At 44.6% G+C, this 18,967-nt stretch carries 16 protein-coding genes and 1 tRNA gene; 11 read left to right on the forward strand and 6 right to left on the reverse strand.

Annotated elements, in window-relative coordinates:
- The first annotated feature begins 9 nt into the window (after positions 1–9).
- Positions 10–966: a TatD family hydrolase gene (locus DWB79_RS04975; RefSeq protein ID WP_016522947.1), complete on the forward strand. Its 957-nt coding sequence runs from the start codon at positions 10–12 to the stop codon at positions 964–966.
- Positions 967–984: 18 nt separating this feature from the next.
- Here the strand turns inward: DWB79_RS04975 and DWB79_RS04980 are convergent.
- From DWB79_RS04980 to DWB79_RS04995, 4 genes are all read right to left on the reverse strand, one after another.
- Positions 985–1,056, reverse strand: a tRNA-Cys gene (locus DWB79_RS04980).
- Between the two features lie 313 nt (positions 1,057–1,369).
- Positions 1,370–2,110, reverse strand: a complete 741-nt coding sequence (locus DWB79_RS04985; protein ID WP_016522948.1) for an RluA family pseudouridine synthase — start codon at positions 2,108–2,110, stop codon at positions 1,370–1,372.
- The gene (locus tag DWB79_RS04990) at positions 2,110–3,003 is read right to left on the reverse strand and encodes a hypothetical protein (protein ID WP_016522949.1); all 894 of its coding nucleotides are present in this window, start codon (positions 3,001–3,003) and stop codon (positions 2,110–2,112) included. The genes DWB79_RS04985 and DWB79_RS04990 overlap by 1 nt, the downstream gene beginning before the upstream one ends.
- 82 nt (positions 3,004–3,085) lie before the next feature.
- Positions 3,086–3,496 carry an EamA family transporter gene (locus DWB79_RS04995; protein ID WP_016522950.1) on the reverse strand — a complete coding sequence of 137 codons (411 nt, stop codon included), beginning with the start codon at positions 3,494–3,496 and terminating at the stop codon, positions 3,086–3,088.
- Between the two features lie 181 nt (positions 3,497–3,677).
- Here DWB79_RS04995 and DWB79_RS05000 point away from each other — a divergent pair, with 181 nt between their 5' ends.
- Positions 3,678–4,325, forward strand: coding sequence for a peroxiredoxin (locus tag DWB79_RS05000; RefSeq protein ID WP_016522951.1), 648 nt, complete (start codon positions 3,678–3,680; stop codon positions 4,323–4,325).
- 273 nt (positions 4,326–4,598) lie between these two features.
- Here the strand turns inward: DWB79_RS05000 and DWB79_RS05005 are convergent, their stop codons facing one another.
- Complete coding sequence (locus tag DWB79_RS05005) at positions 4,599–5,114, reverse strand: HdeD family acid-resistance protein (protein WP_016522952.1); 516 nt, start codon at positions 5,112–5,114, stop codon at positions 4,599–4,601.
- Positions 5,115–5,396: 282 nt separating this feature from the next.
- On the opposite strand from DWB79_RS05005, the gene DWB79_RS05010 reads away from it, so the two are divergent.
- From DWB79_RS05010 to DWB79_RS05025, 3 genes are all read left to right on the forward strand, one after another.
- Complete coding sequence (locus DWB79_RS05010) at positions 5,397–7,133, forward strand: hemolysin family protein (protein ID WP_016522953.1); 1,737 nt, start codon at positions 5,397–5,399, stop codon at positions 7,131–7,133.
- Positions 7,130–8,392 (forward strand): hemolysin family protein, encoded by a 1,263-nt coding sequence (locus DWB79_RS05020; protein WP_016522954.1) that lies wholly within the window; start codon positions 7,130–7,132, stop codon positions 8,390–8,392. The genes DWB79_RS05010 and DWB79_RS05020 overlap by 4 nt, the downstream gene beginning before the upstream one ends.
- A gap of 305 nt (positions 8,393–8,697) precedes the next feature.
- On the forward strand, positions 8,698–9,912 hold the full coding sequence (locus DWB79_RS05025) for a galactokinase (protein ID WP_016522955.1): 1,215 nt from the start codon (positions 8,698–8,700) through the stop codon (positions 9,910–9,912).
- A 71-nt stretch (positions 9,913–9,983) separates the two neighbouring features.
- Here DWB79_RS05025 and DWB79_RS05030 read toward each other — a convergent pair whose 3' ends face one another.
- The gene (locus DWB79_RS05030) at positions 9,984–10,568 is read right to left on the reverse strand and encodes a DUF4194 domain-containing protein (RefSeq protein WP_016522956.1); all 585 of its coding nucleotides are present in this window, start codon (positions 10,566–10,568) and stop codon (positions 9,984–9,986) included.
- A 124-nt stretch (positions 10,569–10,692) separates the two neighbouring features.
- Here DWB79_RS05030 and DWB79_RS05035 point away from each other — a divergent pair, with 124 nt between their 5' ends.
- The 6 genes from DWB79_RS05035 to DWB79_RS05060 all read left to right on the forward strand — a co-directional run bounded on the left by DWB79_RS05035 (position 10,693) and on the right by DWB79_RS05060 (position 18,959).
- Entirely contained in the window at positions 10,693–11,007 is a 315-nt protein-coding gene (locus tag DWB79_RS05035) for a nucleotidyltransferase domain-containing protein (protein WP_016522957.1), read from the forward strand.
- Positions 10,997–11,524 (forward strand): HEPN domain-containing protein, encoded by a 528-nt coding sequence (locus tag DWB79_RS05040; protein ID WP_016522958.1) that lies wholly within the window; start codon positions 10,997–10,999, stop codon positions 11,522–11,524. The genes DWB79_RS05035 and DWB79_RS05040 overlap by 11 nt, the downstream gene beginning before the upstream one ends.
- Before the next feature lie 8 nt (positions 11,525–11,532).
- Positions 11,533–12,519, forward strand: coding sequence for a Fic family protein (locus DWB79_RS05045; RefSeq protein WP_016522959.1), 987 nt, complete (start codon positions 11,533–11,535; stop codon positions 12,517–12,519).
- Between the two features lie 216 nt (positions 12,520–12,735).
- Positions 12,736–16,131 (forward strand): ATP-binding protein, encoded by a 3,396-nt coding sequence (locus DWB79_RS05050; protein ID WP_016522960.1) that lies wholly within the window; start codon positions 12,736–12,738, stop codon positions 16,129–16,131.
- Complete coding sequence (locus tag DWB79_RS05055; RefSeq protein ID WP_016522961.1) at positions 16,118–17,434, forward strand: DUF3322 and DUF2220 domain-containing protein; 1,317 nt, start codon at positions 16,118–16,120, stop codon at positions 17,432–17,434. The genes DWB79_RS05050 and DWB79_RS05055 overlap by 14 nt, the downstream gene beginning before the upstream one ends.
- The gene (locus DWB79_RS05060) at positions 17,421–18,959 is read left to right on the forward strand and encodes a DUF3375 family protein (protein ID WP_016522962.1); all 1,539 of its coding nucleotides are present in this window, start codon (positions 17,421–17,423) and stop codon (positions 18,957–18,959) included. The genes DWB79_RS05055 and DWB79_RS05060 overlap by 14 nt, the downstream gene beginning before the upstream one ends.
- Positions 18,960–18,967 lie beyond the last annotated feature (8 nt).

The raw sequence follows: 18,967 nt of genomic DNA on the forward strand, positions 1-18,967 counted from the left end.
TCTCAATGTATGTACATTGATGCCCATCTCCATCCTGCAGATTATTTTGATACGTGCGCCTCTGTAGGCGGTGCCGGAAATGTAGACGAACCGTTTGCGTATCCGGTATCGCTTTGCTGCTCGGCGCATGATCATACCGAATATGAACGGCACCGTCGCCTCTTTGAACGCAATGTATGCGGCGGCGCTGGTTCTCTTACCGAAGGAATAGACCTACACCAAAGCGAAACTCATTTACAGTCCTCTGCACAACAGCACGTACTTTTTTCCTTCGGCATCCATCCCCAAAATTCCGTAACCGATGAAGCGGAATTTTTATACCGCCTTTTGGAAAAGAAAGAAATTCAAGCGATTGGAGAATGTGGATTCGATCTTTTTAATGATGAGTATAAACAACTCTTGCCGATGCAGCAAACAGTATGGGATATGCAATTACGGTGGGCACACAACTTTCAGCTGCCGGTGGTGATTCATTGCCGGAAAGCGCTGCCGCTCATCTTTGATTCGGTACCTCGGTTAAAAAAACTGCCGGCAGTTATCTTTCACGGCTGGGGAGGCAGTCCGCAAGAGGCGTCGGCATTTCTTAAAAAAGGCGTCAACGCTTATTTTTCGCTCGGTAAGGCAGTGCTCCGCGGGCAGAAATCCGTGTGTGCAATGGCTGCCTCGTTCGATAGTACCCGTCTCTTAACGGAAACCGATGCCCCATATATGAGGCTCAAAGCGGAGCCTTACTCCCATCCCCGCGATATTATCGCAGTTACGGCGCAATGTGCAAACCTGCGGTACACAGGAGCCGTTCCGGTACAGCAAACCGGTTCCGATGCGGTAAAACGGACAGGCGTTATCAAACAGTATGAATCGTCCACGGTGGCACTTGAAGAAATCAGCATAGATGAAGCTGCTGTAAAAGAATTTAGCGATAGTATTGTACGGAATTTTAATTGTGCATTTGGATTATCAAATTGAACGAATAGAGGGAGAAAAAGGCGCCGATCAGAATCGAACTGATGAATGAAGGTTTTGCAGACCTCTCCCTTACCACTTGGGCACGGCGCCGATAATGGTGCTACTATAGCAGAAACCGATATCTTATGCAAGAGGTTCAACAGAGGTTCCTCAGGGCAAACACATCAGTCGGTGTTTAAATAACCCCGCAGAAAAAATAAGGTTGTTCAACCAGAGTTGAACCACTTCGCGGTTCAAATGGTCTCACAACCTCATTTTTTCTGCGATTTTTTATCTTCTCTGCCTGATGCATTTGCCCTGTTGCCGAAAAAATGTGCGAAATTTTATTCAAAATTTCGCACAAAGGGAATACTCCTGTTTGAAATAGTATCGATGCGATTACACTGATAACTGTAACACTCTCCTACAGCTTTTGAAGCTGATGCACCGTACTCTTAAAATCCTTAGCGTATTCCGCAGTAAAGGAGAAAGGCTCGTGCGTTTGCGGATGAATTCCTTCAAGCTGATAGGCATGAAGCGCAAGCCGCCGGATAAGTGGCTGTTCCGTATACACATCACCGCGCCATCGCTGTTTGAGCTCGGAAAGGAGTACCGGTTTACCGCTGCCGTACAGCGAATCGCAGACAATCGGGTAACCGGCGGCTGCAAGGTGCGCCCTAATCTGATGCGTCCTGCCGGTTACGGGGCGAGCCTCAAGCAGGGAGAATTGCCGGAACGTTTCCAGTACCGTAAAATGCGTTATCGCTTCCTTGCCGCGCCGTTTATCTACAACGGTACGGTGCAGCGCATCTCCGTCGGCGCGCAGCGGCAGGTCAACAGTAAATTGTTCTTCCTGCACCCGCCCGTGAATCAGCAGCCGGTATGTTTTTTTTATCTCCCTCTCTTGAAATGCGGTATTCAACGCACGGTGCGCCTCCGCATTGAGGGCATAGAGCAAAATACCGGAGGTGTCTTTATCAATCCGGTGTACGGCATAGAGTTTTTGACACAACGGCGCAATCTGCGGCAGCTCTTTTTGAATGAGCAGGTCGAGCCGCGGGGCTTCACTATCCCAACGGTCGGCAGCAACTAAAAGACCGGCGGCTTTATTCACCGCAATCATATCATCATCAGCATAAATCAGCGTAAAGGGAGCTTTTTTCATCAAGTATTCCTCAATTTTAAAAATCGGATTAATTCTGCGTAGCTTTCGCAATCGGGTAAAATGGAAGGTATATCATATTCGGGAGAGATTAATACGTGAGCATCAAGCGCCTGCAAAAAGAACGCAGGGTATTCGGCTTCGGGAATATGAGGGAAGAGGTACCAACCTTTTTGTGTCCACACGCCGGGAATGAGGCGCTCCGCTTCGGCTTTCCGGTTGAGCGCCGCCTGACGTTTCTTTGCTATTGTATGGCTTACCCTTGCGCTCCGTCCCGCCGTCTCAGAATGGTGTCCGTCTTCGATGTTAATTTCTTTGAGTTGAAGTTCTTCCATCTTATGTTTCAAATCGAAAAATGCCCGCGCAAGGCTGTACGCAAACGGCGGGAACAGCACATCGGAAGGCGGCAAGCGTTCTTCAAACCGGCTGCCGGCAGCGATAATGCCGCACGGTACCGGATAGGCGGGCGTTACCAACATGATACTATCGGCTATCGGCTCTTGAGAATCGGAAGCGGGAGCAAGGTCTAAAAACGGCCGCCATACCGGCAGCGGCTGTACCGTACCGTTTTGACCGGCCGGCATCACAGAACCGGCTATCCGTTCCGCCTTACCCTGCGTTTCATACCAGCGGATAACGGGATAATCCGGCAGCATGGCGTCCAACGCACGCTGTAATTGAGCGTCAGCCTTGGTCGGCAAAAAGCCGGTGAGCCCCTTATCCAGAAATTGCTTACAAACCAGATTTGCCTGTCCCGTTCTTCTGCCTAAAATTGCTTTTCCGCCGTCAAGCCAGAGATCAAGCAGCCGGATATTCTTTTCCGTGTATAAATAGTAACCGCGGGCGCGCCGGACATTTCCGTACCGCTTGCGGATTTCAGTATAAATATCGATCATCAGGGAGATATCATCGCATAACGGCAAAAAAACTACAAGAGAATAAGTTAATCGAACAAAATTTTATGCAAAAGGTCGGTACCTACAAAAACAGCAGGGTACCTGCGGTGATGAGTACGCTGCCGAGGGCAGTTTTTATTGTCAGTTTTTCATGCAGAATAAGGCACGACAAAATCAACGTAAGCACAACGCTCAGCTTATCGATCGGCGCAACGCGCGACACTTCACCGATCTGTATCGCCTTAAAATAGCACAGCCATGACGCACCGGTTGCAAGCCCCGAAAGAATAAGGAACACCCAATTAGTAGCTGTTAAATCCTTTATGCCTTTGATATTCCCGTTCGCAAAAATAATGCCCCACGCCAGCACAAGCACCACAACGGTTCTTACCGCCGTCGCGAGCGTTGAGTCGATATTTTTCATACCATATTTCGCAAAAATCGACGTAAAAGCGGCAAACACCGCGGAAAGAAATGCCAATAATTTCCACATAGGTTCAGTATATACTGAAATACACTCAATAACATAGGGTGCTATACAGGAAAACCGAGCCGGTGCGGGAATTCATTTACGAAAAGGTGATAAAAGAAATACAAAAAGATATGAAGCGCTTGCCTTTTTTTCAAAAGTATGATATATTAAGAATCATTATTAAGATTTAAGGAGATGTTTTATGGACGAAAGAATTAACATGCCGCTCTTGGGCGATGCATTTCCCACTTTACAAGTACAAACTACACAAGGACCGATGACATTACCGGCAGACCTGAAAGGCTCGTGGTTTATCGTATTCAGCCATCCTGCCGATTTTACCCCTGTCTGCACAACAGAGTTTGTCGGTTTTCAGGAATTGATGCCCGAATTTGACAAGCTCGGTGTAAAATTGGTCGGTCTTTCTGTCGATCAGGTATTCAGTCATATTAAATGGATTGAATGGATGAAAGATAAGCTCAATGTGCAGATTACCTTCCCTGTTATTGCTGCAAACGATTCCATTGCAAATGCGCTTGGTCTGCTGCATCCCGGTAAAGGAACTAACACAGTTCGTGCCGTATTCATCGTCGATCCCGAAGGAAAACTCCGGTTGGTACTGTATTATCCGCAGGAAATCGGCAGAAACATGAAAGAAATTTTGCGTGCGGTAAAGGCGTTGCAGATTTCCGACAAGGAAAATGTCGCGCTGCCTGCCAACTGGCCCGAAAACGGCTTAATCAAAGATCACGCAATTGTGCCGCCTGCTTCTAACGTAAAAGATGCTGAAAAGCGGCTCAAGGAATACGAAGGCTTTGACTGGTGGTTCTGCCACAAGGCGTTAAAGTAGCCAATACTGTAAAACAACGAATCAAGTACGGTTACCCATTACGGATAACCGTACAAAGTTAAAAAAATGGGGAAAACCGGAAATTTGAATATTCAAAGTCATATCGTTTTATGCGGTTATACAAACTCATCTAAAAAAGTAATAGAAGAATTACTAAATAATAAACGGTATTGTTCTAAAAAAATCGTGTTGGTTACAGAAAAGAAAAACCGCTACACTTATCATCAACTAATGCACAGAGCCGCGCATCAGTTGATGATATCTTCTAATCGGTTATCGTCCTCTAAAGAATAAAACGATGCTGATAACACCGTGATAGATAAAGTCGAAGCCGATCATATATGCGACGAATAGGCTTGTAAAGAGCGGATGCATCAGCATAACGATTCCACAGATGATACCCAGTATGCCTACTAACAGTAAATAAAAGCCACCTCTTCTGGTTATATAGCGGATTTTAAAGCTGATAATAAAACGTGTAATACCGCTGAACAATATCCAACAGGCAAAGAAATATGGAATAATCGTTGCTGCTGCAAACAAAGGACTGGATAGTACGAGAATTGAAAGTAGGATAGTGAGAATACCGTTCAGCAAAACAATCAAGATATGATCTTCTTTGTCTGCAAAATAATGGATAATTTCATAAACACCGTTTATAAACATAACCGCTGCGAAAAAAAACGAAAACGATGCTAAGCTGGTAATCGGGCTGACGAACATATAGATACCTGCAATAATAGAAAGGATACCTACTACCAACGCCGTAATGCGGAACTCTTTTCTCATATCTCCTCCTATAAAAAGTCAAGAAGAAAGTATCAACTTTCGATTGACTTTTTAAGCACGTTCGTAACGAAGTGAGAACGTGCTTATGATATACAAGTTTGCGCTTGAGCAAGCTTGAGTAAATAAAAGCCGTGCTATTTGTACGGCTTTTATTTTACACTCCTTTAAGAATTATATTCTTAATAAAAAGGTATATGTCGTATCGTATTTTGTCAAGTCGGAAGCACTTTTATGTAAAAAATTGACATTTTTAACAATTCATTTTAATATAATCTATCGAATATGGATACTGGAGAACCCCCGCATATAGTCTTACTGCTCATCAGTTTATTAGCGTTGTTTTTGCTGTCGATGTTTTTTTCGTCGGCGGAGACAGCGTTCTTATCTTTAAATAAACTCAAGTTGCGTTTTTTGCGCGAACGGAATAACCGTGCGGCAGCGCGAGCGGAAAAGATTCTGCAAAATAAACAAAAATTTTTATCGACGATTTTGATAGGGAACAGTATTGTCAACATCGCTATTTCCGTAGTGCTGACTGCTGCCGCGCTGCGGATATTCGGGGATTCCGGCTTGGGTATTGCGGTTGCCGCAGGTACGGTGCTGCTATTGATCTTCGGTGAAATTTTGCCTAAGTCGATTGCGTTGGTGTACCCCGATGCCTTGAGCCTCGCATTTGCCCGATTCATTCTATTATTGATGGCGATCCTCTCACCGGTTGTTACGCTTTTTTCTGCGGTTACCGGTATTTTGCTGCGGCTTTGCGGTATCCATGAAGCGCAAAACACGGCGGCTGTTACCGAGGCGGATTTACGCGAGTTTTTTCAGGCACGGGAAGAAAGCGGCTTTATCGGCAGTGATGAACGTACACTGCTGACAAACATTCTCCGCTACGGCGACTTTTCCGTCCGCAGCGTGATGACGCCGCGGCGTGATATTACGGCAATTCATATCGGAGCATCTGCGGAAGAAATTATTGAACTGTCAAAAAAATCCCGATTTTCGCGCTTTCCGGTATACAGTACGAATATCGATGAAATACAAGGTTTCTTCTATATTAAAGACTTTCTCTTTTCCCCTGAGTACTTAGACGGAAGCGCTGCCTTTCAGGTAAGTGCCTATCTGCGTAAGCCGCTTTTTGTGTTTGAAACAACGAAGCTCGCTCAAGTGGAAAAAAAGTTCCATACCGAGCAGCAGACAATGGCGATTGTACTTGACGAGTACGGCGGCACTGCAGGGCTGATAACCGTTGAGGATGTCAGCGAAGAAATATTCGGCAGTATTCTTGACGAATATGATGTACGAGATACCGACGTACCGGCAGACATCACCGTGCAAACTGGTACAGCCGGACAAACAGATATCGCTACAAAAGGAGATGCTGCCGGTGAGCAGGGAAGGGCAGGGCAACCGCTGCAACCGGATCAAACTACCAAACCGAAGTCAGCAAACACAGACACCGCAGCGATAGGCATGAACACTCACACTGCTGCCGCGGATATAAGCATACATGCTGATACGGCAGGAACGGCACAGGCTGTACCGGATAACACAGCGGCAGTTCTACCGACGGTAAGCAAATCCGGACAGCTTGCGGCTATACCGGCTGCAAGTAAATTAGGTATGGTACCGGCTGTACACGAATTGCGGACGCCTCCGGCAGCAATCGAATTCGGTGTAACGCCTGCGGAGATTGCATCGAACTCCATGTCGGCAAGCGCATCCCCAACCGCATCGCTACGGACAGGAACCGGTGATGCGAGTGCCCTTCGTGATGAAGCCGAAGCAGTGGATGCTTTCTCCATCGCAGGCATTACCCGGCTCGCCGATTTAAACGAAAAGCTGAACCTCAACCTTGAATCGCAGTATAGCGACACTATCGGCGGCTACATTATGGAAAAAGCGGGCGAAATTCCGGCGGCAGGTTATTCAATCACCGCAGAACCGTATCTTTTTACCGTAACGAAGGTTGAAGCAAACCGTATTGTGCAAATTGAAGTGCGGATGCAGGCGGAAGAATGAACCTCGTTGTTATCAGTGTTGAAATAATTATCCTACTCGCCTGCGCAGCCTTTTTTTCCGGTACCGAAACGGCAGTAACCGCTATTACACGATCGGAATATCGTAATCTTAAAAAAAGCTCCCGCAGGAATGCTCAACGGTTGGCTCGGCTCGTAGAAATGAAAGAAAAAATCGTTACGACTGCGCTTATCGGCACCAATTTTGTCAATACGTTGAATTCGGGACTTATTACTGCCTTTACTCTTAATGTGTTCGGTGCGCAGGCCGTTCCCGCAGCGACTGCGGTGATTACCGTACTCATTATCATCCTTGCCGAAATTTTTCCCAAAGCGCTGGCAGCCGAACGGGCGGAATCGATCGGCAAGAAAGCCTCGCTGCCGTTGTATGTGTGTTACACATTGCTCCGTCCCATTGTGGCGGTGTTCTCGCTGTTGACAAAAGCAGCCCTCAAGCTGTGTAATGCCCACTCGAAAACAACGTCGGATACGCTCAAAGAAAAAGATCTTCAACTGCTCGTGCATATCGGGCAAGAAGACGGCGCCCTTGCTGCTGGAGAAGAAGCGTTGCTGCGTAAGGCTGTTTTGCTGCAGGATGTAAAACTCCGCAATATTATGACGCCGCGTACGGCGATTGCTTACGTCGATGCTGCCGCGACATTTCCGCAGGTTATCGAACAGTTCCGTCGCAGTCGTTTTTCCCGCTTGCCGGTCTACGATTCCGAAACCAATACCGTTACCGGCATTATCCATTATAAAACGTTGTTGTTTGCTTTGCAGGAGCAGCGGGAGCCTGAACTTGAGGCTTTACAGCGTCCTGCGATTTTTGTTCCCGAGGGAGCTTCCATCTTTTCTATCATCAAAGCGATGAATGCCAAGATGCAAAATATCGCAATCGTCATTGATGAACACGGCGGTGTGGCAGGACTTATCACGATGGATGATATCATTGCTGCAGTGTTCAGCACGGTGCAGGATGAGTACGGTAAGGCGCGGAACGACCCGATGCATTCGGTGCGCTTTATCAATACATCGCAGCTTATCCTTCCCGGCGCTCTGCGACTGGAAGATTGCAACGAATTGTTGCACACCGATTTTCACTCCGATTATTATGACACGCTCGGTGGTTTTCTACTTGAAAAATGGGGATATTTGCCGCATACTAAAGAAAGGATCTCTTGCGGACGAATAACGTTTACCGTTACTCATATTATCAATAGACGAATCGATACCGTCATCGCAGACCTTTCATCGGTACTGTAAGCGGCTGGTTATAAAACACCAGCCCACTAATGCCGAAAATAAGAGTAATCGTTGGGCAACAGAATAAGGCAACCGTACCAAAAATATTTCAAACGGTTGCTTACCTTTTGTGTGAAATTTTGTCAAAAATTTCACACAGTTTATTTAGCAGAAGGATTATCACAGCAGACAGATAAATCAGAATCGCAGAATAATGAGGTTGAGCAACCATTTGAACCGCAGGTTCAATTCTGGTTAAGCAACCTATTATTCTGCGGGGTTGTTAAAAAACAGTCTGCTGTGATAATCCTAAAGGGAGGGGCACTATGACACAGCACGAATTTATACAGTTTTTAACCGATTTGCCGGAAGATAAGATGAAGGCGGAATTGACAAAGGCTTTTACCGAGCGGTATGGAGCAGGTACGGAAGAAATCATGATGATTGCCTCCCCTGCCCGTATCAATATTATCGGGGAGCATATCGATTATAACGGCGGGAAGGTGTTCCCTGCGGCGATCGACCGCTATCTTTATGTGCTGTTGCGCAAACGCCTCGACACAAAAATTATCTATGATGATATACGGTTTCCGGGCGCGCTTGAATTTTCTTCTACGGAAACTTTCCGGTACCGGAGAGAAAATCAATATGCGAATTATCTGAACGGTATGCTCGCGATGCTGCAAAAAGGCGGACACAAACTGACAAGCGGTTTTGAGGTACTGTTTTTTAGCAAGTTGCCTGCGGGCGGCGGTATTTCTTCATCGGCTGCGCTGGAAGTTGGCTTCGGGCGTGCAGTCGCCGAATTGTTCGGCTTTAAGGTTGATCCGGTAGAGCTTGCCAAGATGGGGCAGGAGTCCGAGCATGTCTTTATGAATATGCAGTGCGGAATTATGGATCAGTTCAGTATCGCAATGGGTAAAAAAGAATGTGCGATGCTGCTTGATACGGCAACGCTTGAGTATGAATACGTACCGCTTGTTTTGGGTGATTACCGCATTGTCGTGATGAATTCCAATAAGCAACGTGCGCTTGTGGACTCAAAGTACAATGAACGCTGCGCCGAATGTATGGAAGGACTTGCTCTTTTACAGAAGATTAAGCCTGTTTATAATCTCTGCGATTTGACCTCTGCCGATTTGGGTATGGTTGCTGAAGCGATAGCTGATGAGCGTATTTTTAAACGAGTGCGCCATTGCATTACGGAAAACGAACGGGTACTTGCAGCGGTCGCAGCGCTAAAAGCCGGTAACTTGCCCAAACTCGGTGAGCTGCTCAAAGCGTCCCACGCCTCGCTGCGGTACGACTATGAAGTAACCGGTCTTGAACTTGATACGCTTGCCGATGCCGCTAATGCTGAACCGTGTTGTTTAGGTGCGCGGATGACCGGTGCGGGATTCGGCGGTTGTGCCATTGCCTTAGTGCAAAAAGATGCCATTGCGGAATTTACCACCCGCGTCGGCAACGTCTATACCGAAAAGACCGGCCTGACGGCTTCCTTTTTTGCTTGCGAGGCAGGAGACGGTGCGCGTCGGGTTTAAAGGTCTGCCCAACTATTAAAACTCACGAAAAGAGCAAACCGGCTGCCGGGAAATATTGGTTTAGCCGGTTTCTAAAGCTTTTGCAGCCGCTCTTTAAATTCGGCTAAGAAATCGACACTGACTTTTGCCCGTATTATTCTGCGGACTTCATACGCAGGGTCAATATCTGCATCGCCGGTTTTGCTGAGGTCTTTTTCGCTCAAGTTTTTAAGAAAGCCTATATCTACAGCTTGATTTAAATACCTATTTAATTCTTTATAGAGTTTTGTTTGATCGGTTTTTTCTTTAAAATAAATAGAAAGCATCCCGCGTATTTCACTTGCTTTCAGTACTAAGATTGAAGATGTATTTTGAGAAACATCGAACTGATCCAAGGCCTCCCTCAGCAGTACACACAGCAATGATAACTCAAATGACAGCGGATAATGCCGGATAAGCTTAACAGATTTAGAATCCCCTTCTTCGCTCTCTTTTTGCTCTAAAAATGCGTAGCCGTCGGCCGGTTCAATAAAGAGGCTGATACCGATTTGTTCAAAATATGCGGCAATCTCACGCTGGTATTGCTGCAAGAGCTTCCATGCCTCAGGTTCCTCATTTTCGTAAATAGCCCCTTGTAACAATTTTATGCAGACTGTCGCCCACTGTGCTGTCATCATTCAATCTCCTATGACTGCGCTCCTTTTTCAACAGTCAGTATATCCTTTTTTTGAAAGAATTGCGATTGGGCATCTCTAAAAGCAAGGTAGAGAAATTGTCAAAAATCCGGTATAATGAATACAAATGATAACTGAAGAGATACGGCAAATAGCCGAAAAAATTAAAGAAGCGCTTGACCCGGAACGGATTTATTTGTTCGGCTCCTACGCACGTAATCAAGAGACCGAAACGAGCGACTATGATTTTTACGTCGTGGTAGATGAGCGGGAAGAGAAATCTCTTGTGCTTTCACAACAAGCGTATCGGGCTATTAGGGAATATAGGACAACCCCCTGTGATATTATCGTAAATAGTCGTTCGCATTTTAATGAACGATGTAAGCGACAGACATTAGAGAATACAGTTGTCACCGAAGGAGTGGTAATGTATGAAAGATGATATACAACGCGACGTAGCAGAATGGCTGCGCTTTGTCAAAATGGATCAAAATACAGCGTGCCATCTTTTTGAAAGTATGCATCCACAACCGCTGGAAATTATTTGTTTCCATTGTCAGCAAGCTGCAGAAAAAGCAATCAACAACCTCGACGCGAGCGTCGAGGTATGTTGTTCTCATAAGGTGGTTGCAGTCGGCTTTAATACCCTTTGTTGCGACGCAGAGCGTCGGGGTATTAAACCCTCCGCACGAATAAAAGCTTTATTTATTCTAAAAGAAATAGAAGTAATTAAAATACATGACCTAGCAATTTTGCTCCACAAAATAGAATCATTTTTTTCCGTTCCTGTTGCCGTAAAAAATGCAGGTGATGATTTAACTCCTTTTGCAGCAACTTTTCGGTATCCGCAATCTCCTGACATTGACGAAGCTCTTACAAGGAAAGCGCTAGCCGATATGGAAACTGTTATAACATGGTGCAAAGAACAAATTGTATTAGCCGGTTATGAGATAGAGTAAAAATACCAATGCAATACGAACCGCCGTTTAAAATTACCTCAAAAGCAATCAATTTTATTTCTCAGATTTCCGAAAAAATAGGGGAGATACATAATCTCGAAAATACTGTGCATAGTGTGCAGCTAAGAAAGAAGAATCGTATTAAAACGATTCATTCTTCGCTGGCAATTGAAAATAATTCTTTGACTATCGAACAAATGACTGCAATTATTGAAGGGAAAAGAGTACTCGGCTCGCCAAATGAAATATGGGAAGTAAAAAATGCTGTGCAAGCCTATGAACTGCTTTTAACACTAAATCCATATCAAGAAAAAGATTTACTACAGGCGCATCGTTTGATGATGAATGAACTGGTGAACCGCAGCGGTAAGTATAGAAGGGATGGGGTTGGTATTTTTGATGGACGGAGCGTTGTTCATGTAGCTCCCCCTGCCGATCGGGTACCCTTTTTGATGGGTGATTTATTTCAATGGCTCAAAGATACGGATGCACATCCGCTCATTAAAAGCAGTGTATTTCATTACGAGTTTGAATTTATTCATCCCTTTGAAGACGGTAACGGCAGAATGGGGCGGCTCTGGCAAACGGTAATCTTGAAAGACTGGAAACCTTTTTTTGCATGGCTGCCTATCGAAACCTTGATTAAAGAGCACCAAACTGAATATTATCATGCATTGGGTATCAGCGATGCAAATTCCGATAGCACTGCTTTCATTGAATTTATGCTGTCGATGATTTTTGATACTATTGAGTCTATTCTTGCAACTGAATCAAAGATTACTCAAAAGATTACTCAAAAGATTACGGTAAATCAACAAAAAATCATACAAGCAATAAAAGATAATCCATATATCACGCAAGAAGAACTGGCTGGTATTGTCGGTATTGCACGGTTGAATATTATTAAGAACATGAAAAAACTGCAAGAACAACATATTATCACCCGTGTCGGCGCCGACAAAAACGGCTACTGGCATATTGAAGAGAATAACTAAGGATAATAATAGGGTAATAGTTAATGTTTACGGAACGGCCTATTTTTTTTCAAAACAAGCAAGGTAAACACATCAGCCACCCAGACCACATATCGCAAAATAAGAGGTTGGAACACCATTTGAGCCGTAAAGCGGCGAAACTTTGGTGGTACAGCCTCTCATTTTGCGGGAATATACTCCAAAACGGCTGATGCGTTTACCTTAGGAGAACGGCTAATGCAATTTGATTTATTGAAAACCGAAGATATTGATAAAAACGGAATGTATCTTGATTTTTTTCAAGTATACAACTGGGGTGTTTTTGATTCAAAAGTGTATACGATGCGGTGCGGAAAAAAGGCGACGCTGTTGACTGGTTTAAACGGTTCCGGGAAGACAACGCTGGTGGATGCTTTTTTGTCGCTTATCGTGCCGCCGCGGCAGCGCTTTTATAACCAATCCGCCGGAGCGGAGAGTAAGCGGGAACGTGATGAAATCAGCTATGTGTTGGGGACGTATGGGAACAAACGTGAGGAAGAATTTACCTCCGGCACTGCAAAAAATTTACGCACAAAAGAAAACTGTATTTCTATTTTGCTCGGCTGCTTTGTGTTGGGAGATGATCAAAGACCGATAACGCTTATGCAAGTGCGTTTTTTTTCCGGCGGCGGAGCCTTACAAAAAATCTATTCGATAACACATACGCGGCTTTCAATTGAAGAGATACAAAAAGCAGGGATTGATTTTACACCGCAGAGCAATTGGAAAAAACGCATGACCGAAGTATTCGGCACCAAGTTTTACGCCGATAATTTTGCCCCGTATGCAGAAGCATTCTCTCAGCTTGCAGGCTTGCGTTCGGATCGGGCACTCTATCTCTTTTCGCAAACGGTTGGACTGAAAGGAGTCGGCAACTTAAATGACTTTATCAGAACCTATATGTTTGAAGGCCGCGATACCGAACGCGATTTTGATGATTTGGTAAAGCATTACGAAGAGCTTTCTCAGATATACAACGAGATAGAAAAAGCACAAGAACAGCTCAGACTGCTGCAGGAAATTTTAGATGCCGGAAAAATATTTGAAGACTGCGAGCAAAAGAACAGAACATTAAAACAGTTCAAAATGATTTTACAGCTGTGGTATATACAAACAGTCCTGGATACGATTACAAAACGAATAGTTGTTTTACAACAAGAAAAGTTGCTCGCTGATAATAAAAGAAATATACTTGAAGCTGAAATAAAACAGCTTGATGCCGATATGGATTCGCTTAAAGCAGTTATTCAAAAAAATAGCACGGCAATTCTGATCAAAGAAATTGAGCATAAGATTCAATTCAATGAATTACGGTTGCAGACATGCCGGAATAATGTGCGGGATTATGAACAGTGCGCCCGTGTTTTATCTTTGGAAATTCCGCAAACGGAAAAGAAATTTAATGCGAATGCAGCATTGCTGCCGAAATTGAGAGAAAAACTCAGTAAAGAAAAAGATGATCTTTACGAATCAAGCCTTGAACGGAATGCGCAAAATCAGGTAAATAAAAAAGAAGAACAAGCAATTATCGAAGAATTGGAATCGCTGAGTAAACGGACAACGAATATCCCTGCGCATAATATCGGGATACGGGATCAAATATGCGCACATATCGGCTGCTCGGAAAAAGAACTCGTATTTGCCGGAGAGCTATTGCAGGTCGCAAAAGAAGAAAGCCGATGGGAAGCTGCGATAGAAAAACTGCTGCATAACTTTTCGCTTTGTTTACTGGTGCCGCCGCATCTTTATACAAAGGTAAATAAATATGCGGCAACGCATAATTTAAGAGGCAGGCTCGTCTACCTTAAAACAGATACCAAACCGCAGCTGAAAAAGAGTTTCCCTGAAAAAAATTCACTTATTGCGAAATTAGAGATACAAAAAAAGCATGAACTTTCCGATTGGCTTGAAGCGTATCTGTATGACACATTCGATTATATTTGTACTGATGATACGGAAGCATTTAGCAGGGCAGCCAAGGCGCTTACCTCGACGGGTTTAATTAAGTCAAAAATACGCCATGAAAAAGACGACCGCCCGCAGCAGCCGGGTCGGCAAGCATTTGTGCTTGGCTGGGATAATATTCAAAAGCGGCAGGAACTTTCGTTCAGCTTGAAAAAACTGCAAAACGAAATTGAGAAAGACGATACCGCTCTGGAAGACAGCAAGAAAAAACAGGATGATATAACCGATCAGCTTACTATCTTGAGCAGTTTGGAAAAGATGCAATTCTGGGATGATCTTGATGTGCAAAAATATTCGGCTGCATTGAATGCGTCTCTTGAAGAAAAGGAAGCTATTCTCCGCGGAGACAAAGAATTGCGGCAGCTTGAAAATAAATTGCAAGGTTTGCAAATTGAAAAGCAAACAAAAGAAGAAGCGCGTACCGCTTATATTGAAACATCGTCAAAAGCGGAACAGCAGTTGACGGATATCCGCATCAAACAGGAACGATTTACCGCTCAGCTGCATCAGTATGCCGATGGAGAAAGTGAAGAAACACAAAGAGCGCTCGCTATTTTTACAGAGCATTTCAGTGTACAAAAAACTTTTGAACAGTCTGAAGCCGTTGATACCGAACGGGATCGGATTGAATTGGCATTGAATAAAGAGAGCGAACAGGCGGAAACAGCTGTCAGAAATGCGGAGCGGAAAGTCCGCGAAAAAATGTCCGCAGTGAAAAACCCTAAGCCGGATATAAAGCGGAAGTTTCCGTCGTGGGAGGCTGATGTACGGGATTTCCAAGTGGAAGTATCGGGGCTTGCAGACTTTCAAGCCTTTTATGATCGAGTGAACCGCGATGATTTACCTTCGTGCCGGAAAAAATTTAAGCTTATTTTTAATGAGCACGTAAAAAACGATATTACCAATTTTAAGACCATACTTGATACCGGACGTCAGCAGATTATTGTCGGAATAGAGGAATTGAATAAAAGCTTAAAAACAATTCCCTACAGCAAAAATCCTCCGACGTATATCAAGCTGGAAAATCGCAAAACAACCGATCAGTCCATAAAAGATTTTCAGGCTCTGTTGTTAGCCGCATTGCCTGACTCCGCGTCCATCTTTAACCGCACATCCGGTTCGGAATTTGAAGAGTATAAAAAAATTGAAACGCTGATTGCCTACTTAAAAGAAAATGATCCGCGCCGTAAAAAAGTGCTGGACGTACGCCAGTGGTTTAATTTTGCCGCTATTGAATATTATCTCAACGACAATACGCAAAAACAATATTACGAAGATTCTGCAAGTTTGTCGGGCGGAGAAAAATCAAAATTAACCTATACGATTTTAGCATCGGCAATTGCATTTCAATTCGGCATTACCGGTGGAGAGGGATATTCGTTACGGCTGGTGATCATCGATGAGGTATTCAGTAAAATCGATATGGACAATTCGTGCTATGCAATGGAGCTGTTTAAAGAGATCGGGCTCCAGATGATTCTCGTAACACCGATGGATAAAATCAACATCGTAGAAGATTATATCGCATCGGTTCACATTACCGAAAAGCATAACGATAATACCTCGCGCCTACTGAATATCACGATTGACCGATATCGGGAAGAGAAAGAACAGTATGATAAGTGTTGAAGCGATCAGAAAAAAAGCCGAGCATAAATTCGTACCGTATCTGTATTCCGTACTTAATGGAGATGACGCTTTTTTCCCGTTGCATATTCCGGCGGCACGAGGTTCCGCAACGGATGATTTTGCCATGCGGAAAACGGAAGCGGAAAAACTGTACCGGCATTCAAAGCAGGCAAAGGGATTCGGCTACACGGTGATGAGTGCTGTTGTTAAAACCCGCAGTAAGGGAGTGCAGACCATTATTGAAAAAATCCTATTTGAAAGCGAAGCTGATTTTTTGCGATTTATTCAAAAAGAAACGGAAGCCTGCAATTTCAAAACAAACCTCGAACATATTAAAATGCAATGTCTCAAACTTGATGCTGCAGATATTATGCATGACTGGACGGTCAAGCATAGTTCCGTTTTAACCGAGGCGTTTGACGCACAGTATTGGGAACAGCTTTTTTTATGCGCGGATTGGTTTATACATCATAGCCCGTGCGGATTATACCTGCGCGAAATTCCGCTTCCAGTACACACAAAGTTTATCGAACAAAACCGTGCACTCATTTTCTCGCTGTATTGCGCACTCAAAAGAGATTGGCATCGAGATGAAACCGCTGGGCAGCGCAGTGATAGAGCACAACCGCTCGCTGCTGAATCCTGCAATGGGCGTAGCGCGGGAGAAAAAGCAACGGAATTACAAAACACTGCGGAAGCTATATATGCCGAATGGGGAGTTCGCACGGCATCGCCATTTGTCCGTCTCCGTTTATTGGATGAGGCAATCAGCGTAACTATTGCGGGAGAAACGCTTAAAAGCGGTGAAGTACAACTACCGCTTGAATCGTTTGCAACACTGCGCTTTAATTCCGTCGATACTATTTTTATTGTTGAAAATCTGCTGGTGTATTTGACATTCCCCACTGTTCCTAAAGGGCTCTGCATTTTCGGTTCGGGATTTGCCGCCGTACAATTACAGCACAATATCCATCTACGTCAAAAGAAGCTCTATTACTTCGGGGATATAGACGAACACGGTTTTGAAATCCTGTCGGAATTTCGTGCAATCTTTCCGGACGTTACCTCATTTTGTATGGATAGCACAACTTACCAAACATTCGCGCAGTTTGCCGTTCCCGGAAAATCCTCTAAGCGGAATAGTGCCGACCTGTGTCTCACCGCCGAAGAGTTAGCGCTTTTCCGTTATTTGCGGGAACACACCGAGTGCAACAGACTTGAGCAGGAACGTCTTCCGCAGGATTTTATCAAGGAAAGACTCGCATCACTTATAACGATAAGGAATAGTTATGCAAAGCTCTGACAGTGCATATATAGCAACCTTAATTGCGGAAGATTCGGGATTGCGGCTTTTACGTTCAAAGAATCCCGCACCGGTTATTTCATTTCTTTTTAAAATATTCAGAGAGCGGCATCTGCAAACCGTCAATGCAGATCGGTTTGAAACGCTGCTGGCGGATTTTTTGCGATCACAGGAATTTTCCGGTTTTGACAATAGCAGTATCGACGATTGGTATGATTGGGAAACGGCAGAAATACAAAACAGCGAAGAGTTCAGACTTGCAACGCAAAGCATCGAGGCGCGCGCTCATTTTTTAGCAAATAAATGGTGTTCGGAAAAGGTCGGCTATATCAAAAAATACTATAATGAGCGGCAGGATGTGATTATCGAACTGAGCGCGGGAGTGGAACGGCTGTTTACCTGGCTGGATACGATGGATTCAAAAATGTTTATCGGTACAGAATCCCGCTTTCAAGATATTCTGCATAAACTCAGAGAGCTTTCGGAAAACACTACGCACGATCCTCAAACACAAATTGCAGAACTTGAAAAACAGAAAGAAGCATTGCAGCAACGTATAGATGCAATTAAAACAACCGGAGAGGCGGAAGTGTATACGCCGGTGCAAATGGTTGAACGGTTACGTGAAGTTTCAAAAGCGGCACGCGAACTCTTATCGGATTTCCGGCAGGTAGAAGAAAATTTTAAAACCATTCTTGCTGATGTATACAAAAAACAGTCGGTGAGCGAAACAAAAGGCGCGGTGCTTGGCTACGCCCTTGATGCCAATTTGGAAATGAAGGAAACTCCGCAGGGGCAAACCTTCGATTCTTTTTGGGACTTTCTTGCAGCCGATGCCGGTAAAAACGAGATCAATCACTTAACCCGGACGATTATCGCACAGGTAACCGAGCATGGCATTGCATGGGAGGATTCCTTCCTGCTGCACCTCAAGCAATATCTGCATGAAGCGGGGCGGAAGATTATCGACACCAACCATTCGCTGACGCACCGGCTCAACCGTGTGCTGCTTTCGCGTGACTGCGGTGATCACAAACAGCTGACCGAACTTATTGCTTTTATCAAGACGAAAGCCTTTGAATTAGCCGAGCGTGATATTGTTTTTCCGAAAGAGTTTGGTATTCAAACAAAAGCGGTACTGCATTTCCCGCAGGCACGGACGCTTATCCTTCCGCCGCTTAACCAAAGCTTTGAACCGATCGTATCATTCACCGAGCAAGAGTCGGCAGCGCTGCTGCAGCGAAGCGGTATTTTTAATCAATTTTATATTGATGAAGCCTTGCTCAAAAAACATATTGAACAGTATCGCAGTCAATTTCTCCATAGCGCCGTTCAATTTTCGCTGCACGACTTGAGCGAAAAATTCCCGATAGAAAAAGGTCTTTCCGAAGTCGCCGCCTATTTTGCCCTTGCGCCGAAACTCAAACCCGCCGCCGTTATCCTCGATGATGCAACCGAGCGGATTACATACACATACAACGGCAAGTCAGTGGCGCTGACAGTGCCTAAGATTCTATTCGGGTAACAATAATG

It is taken from the genome of Treponema medium, assembly GCF_017161265.1.
Lineage (GTDB): Bacteria > Spirochaetota > Spirochaetia > Treponematales > Treponemataceae > Treponema > Treponema medium.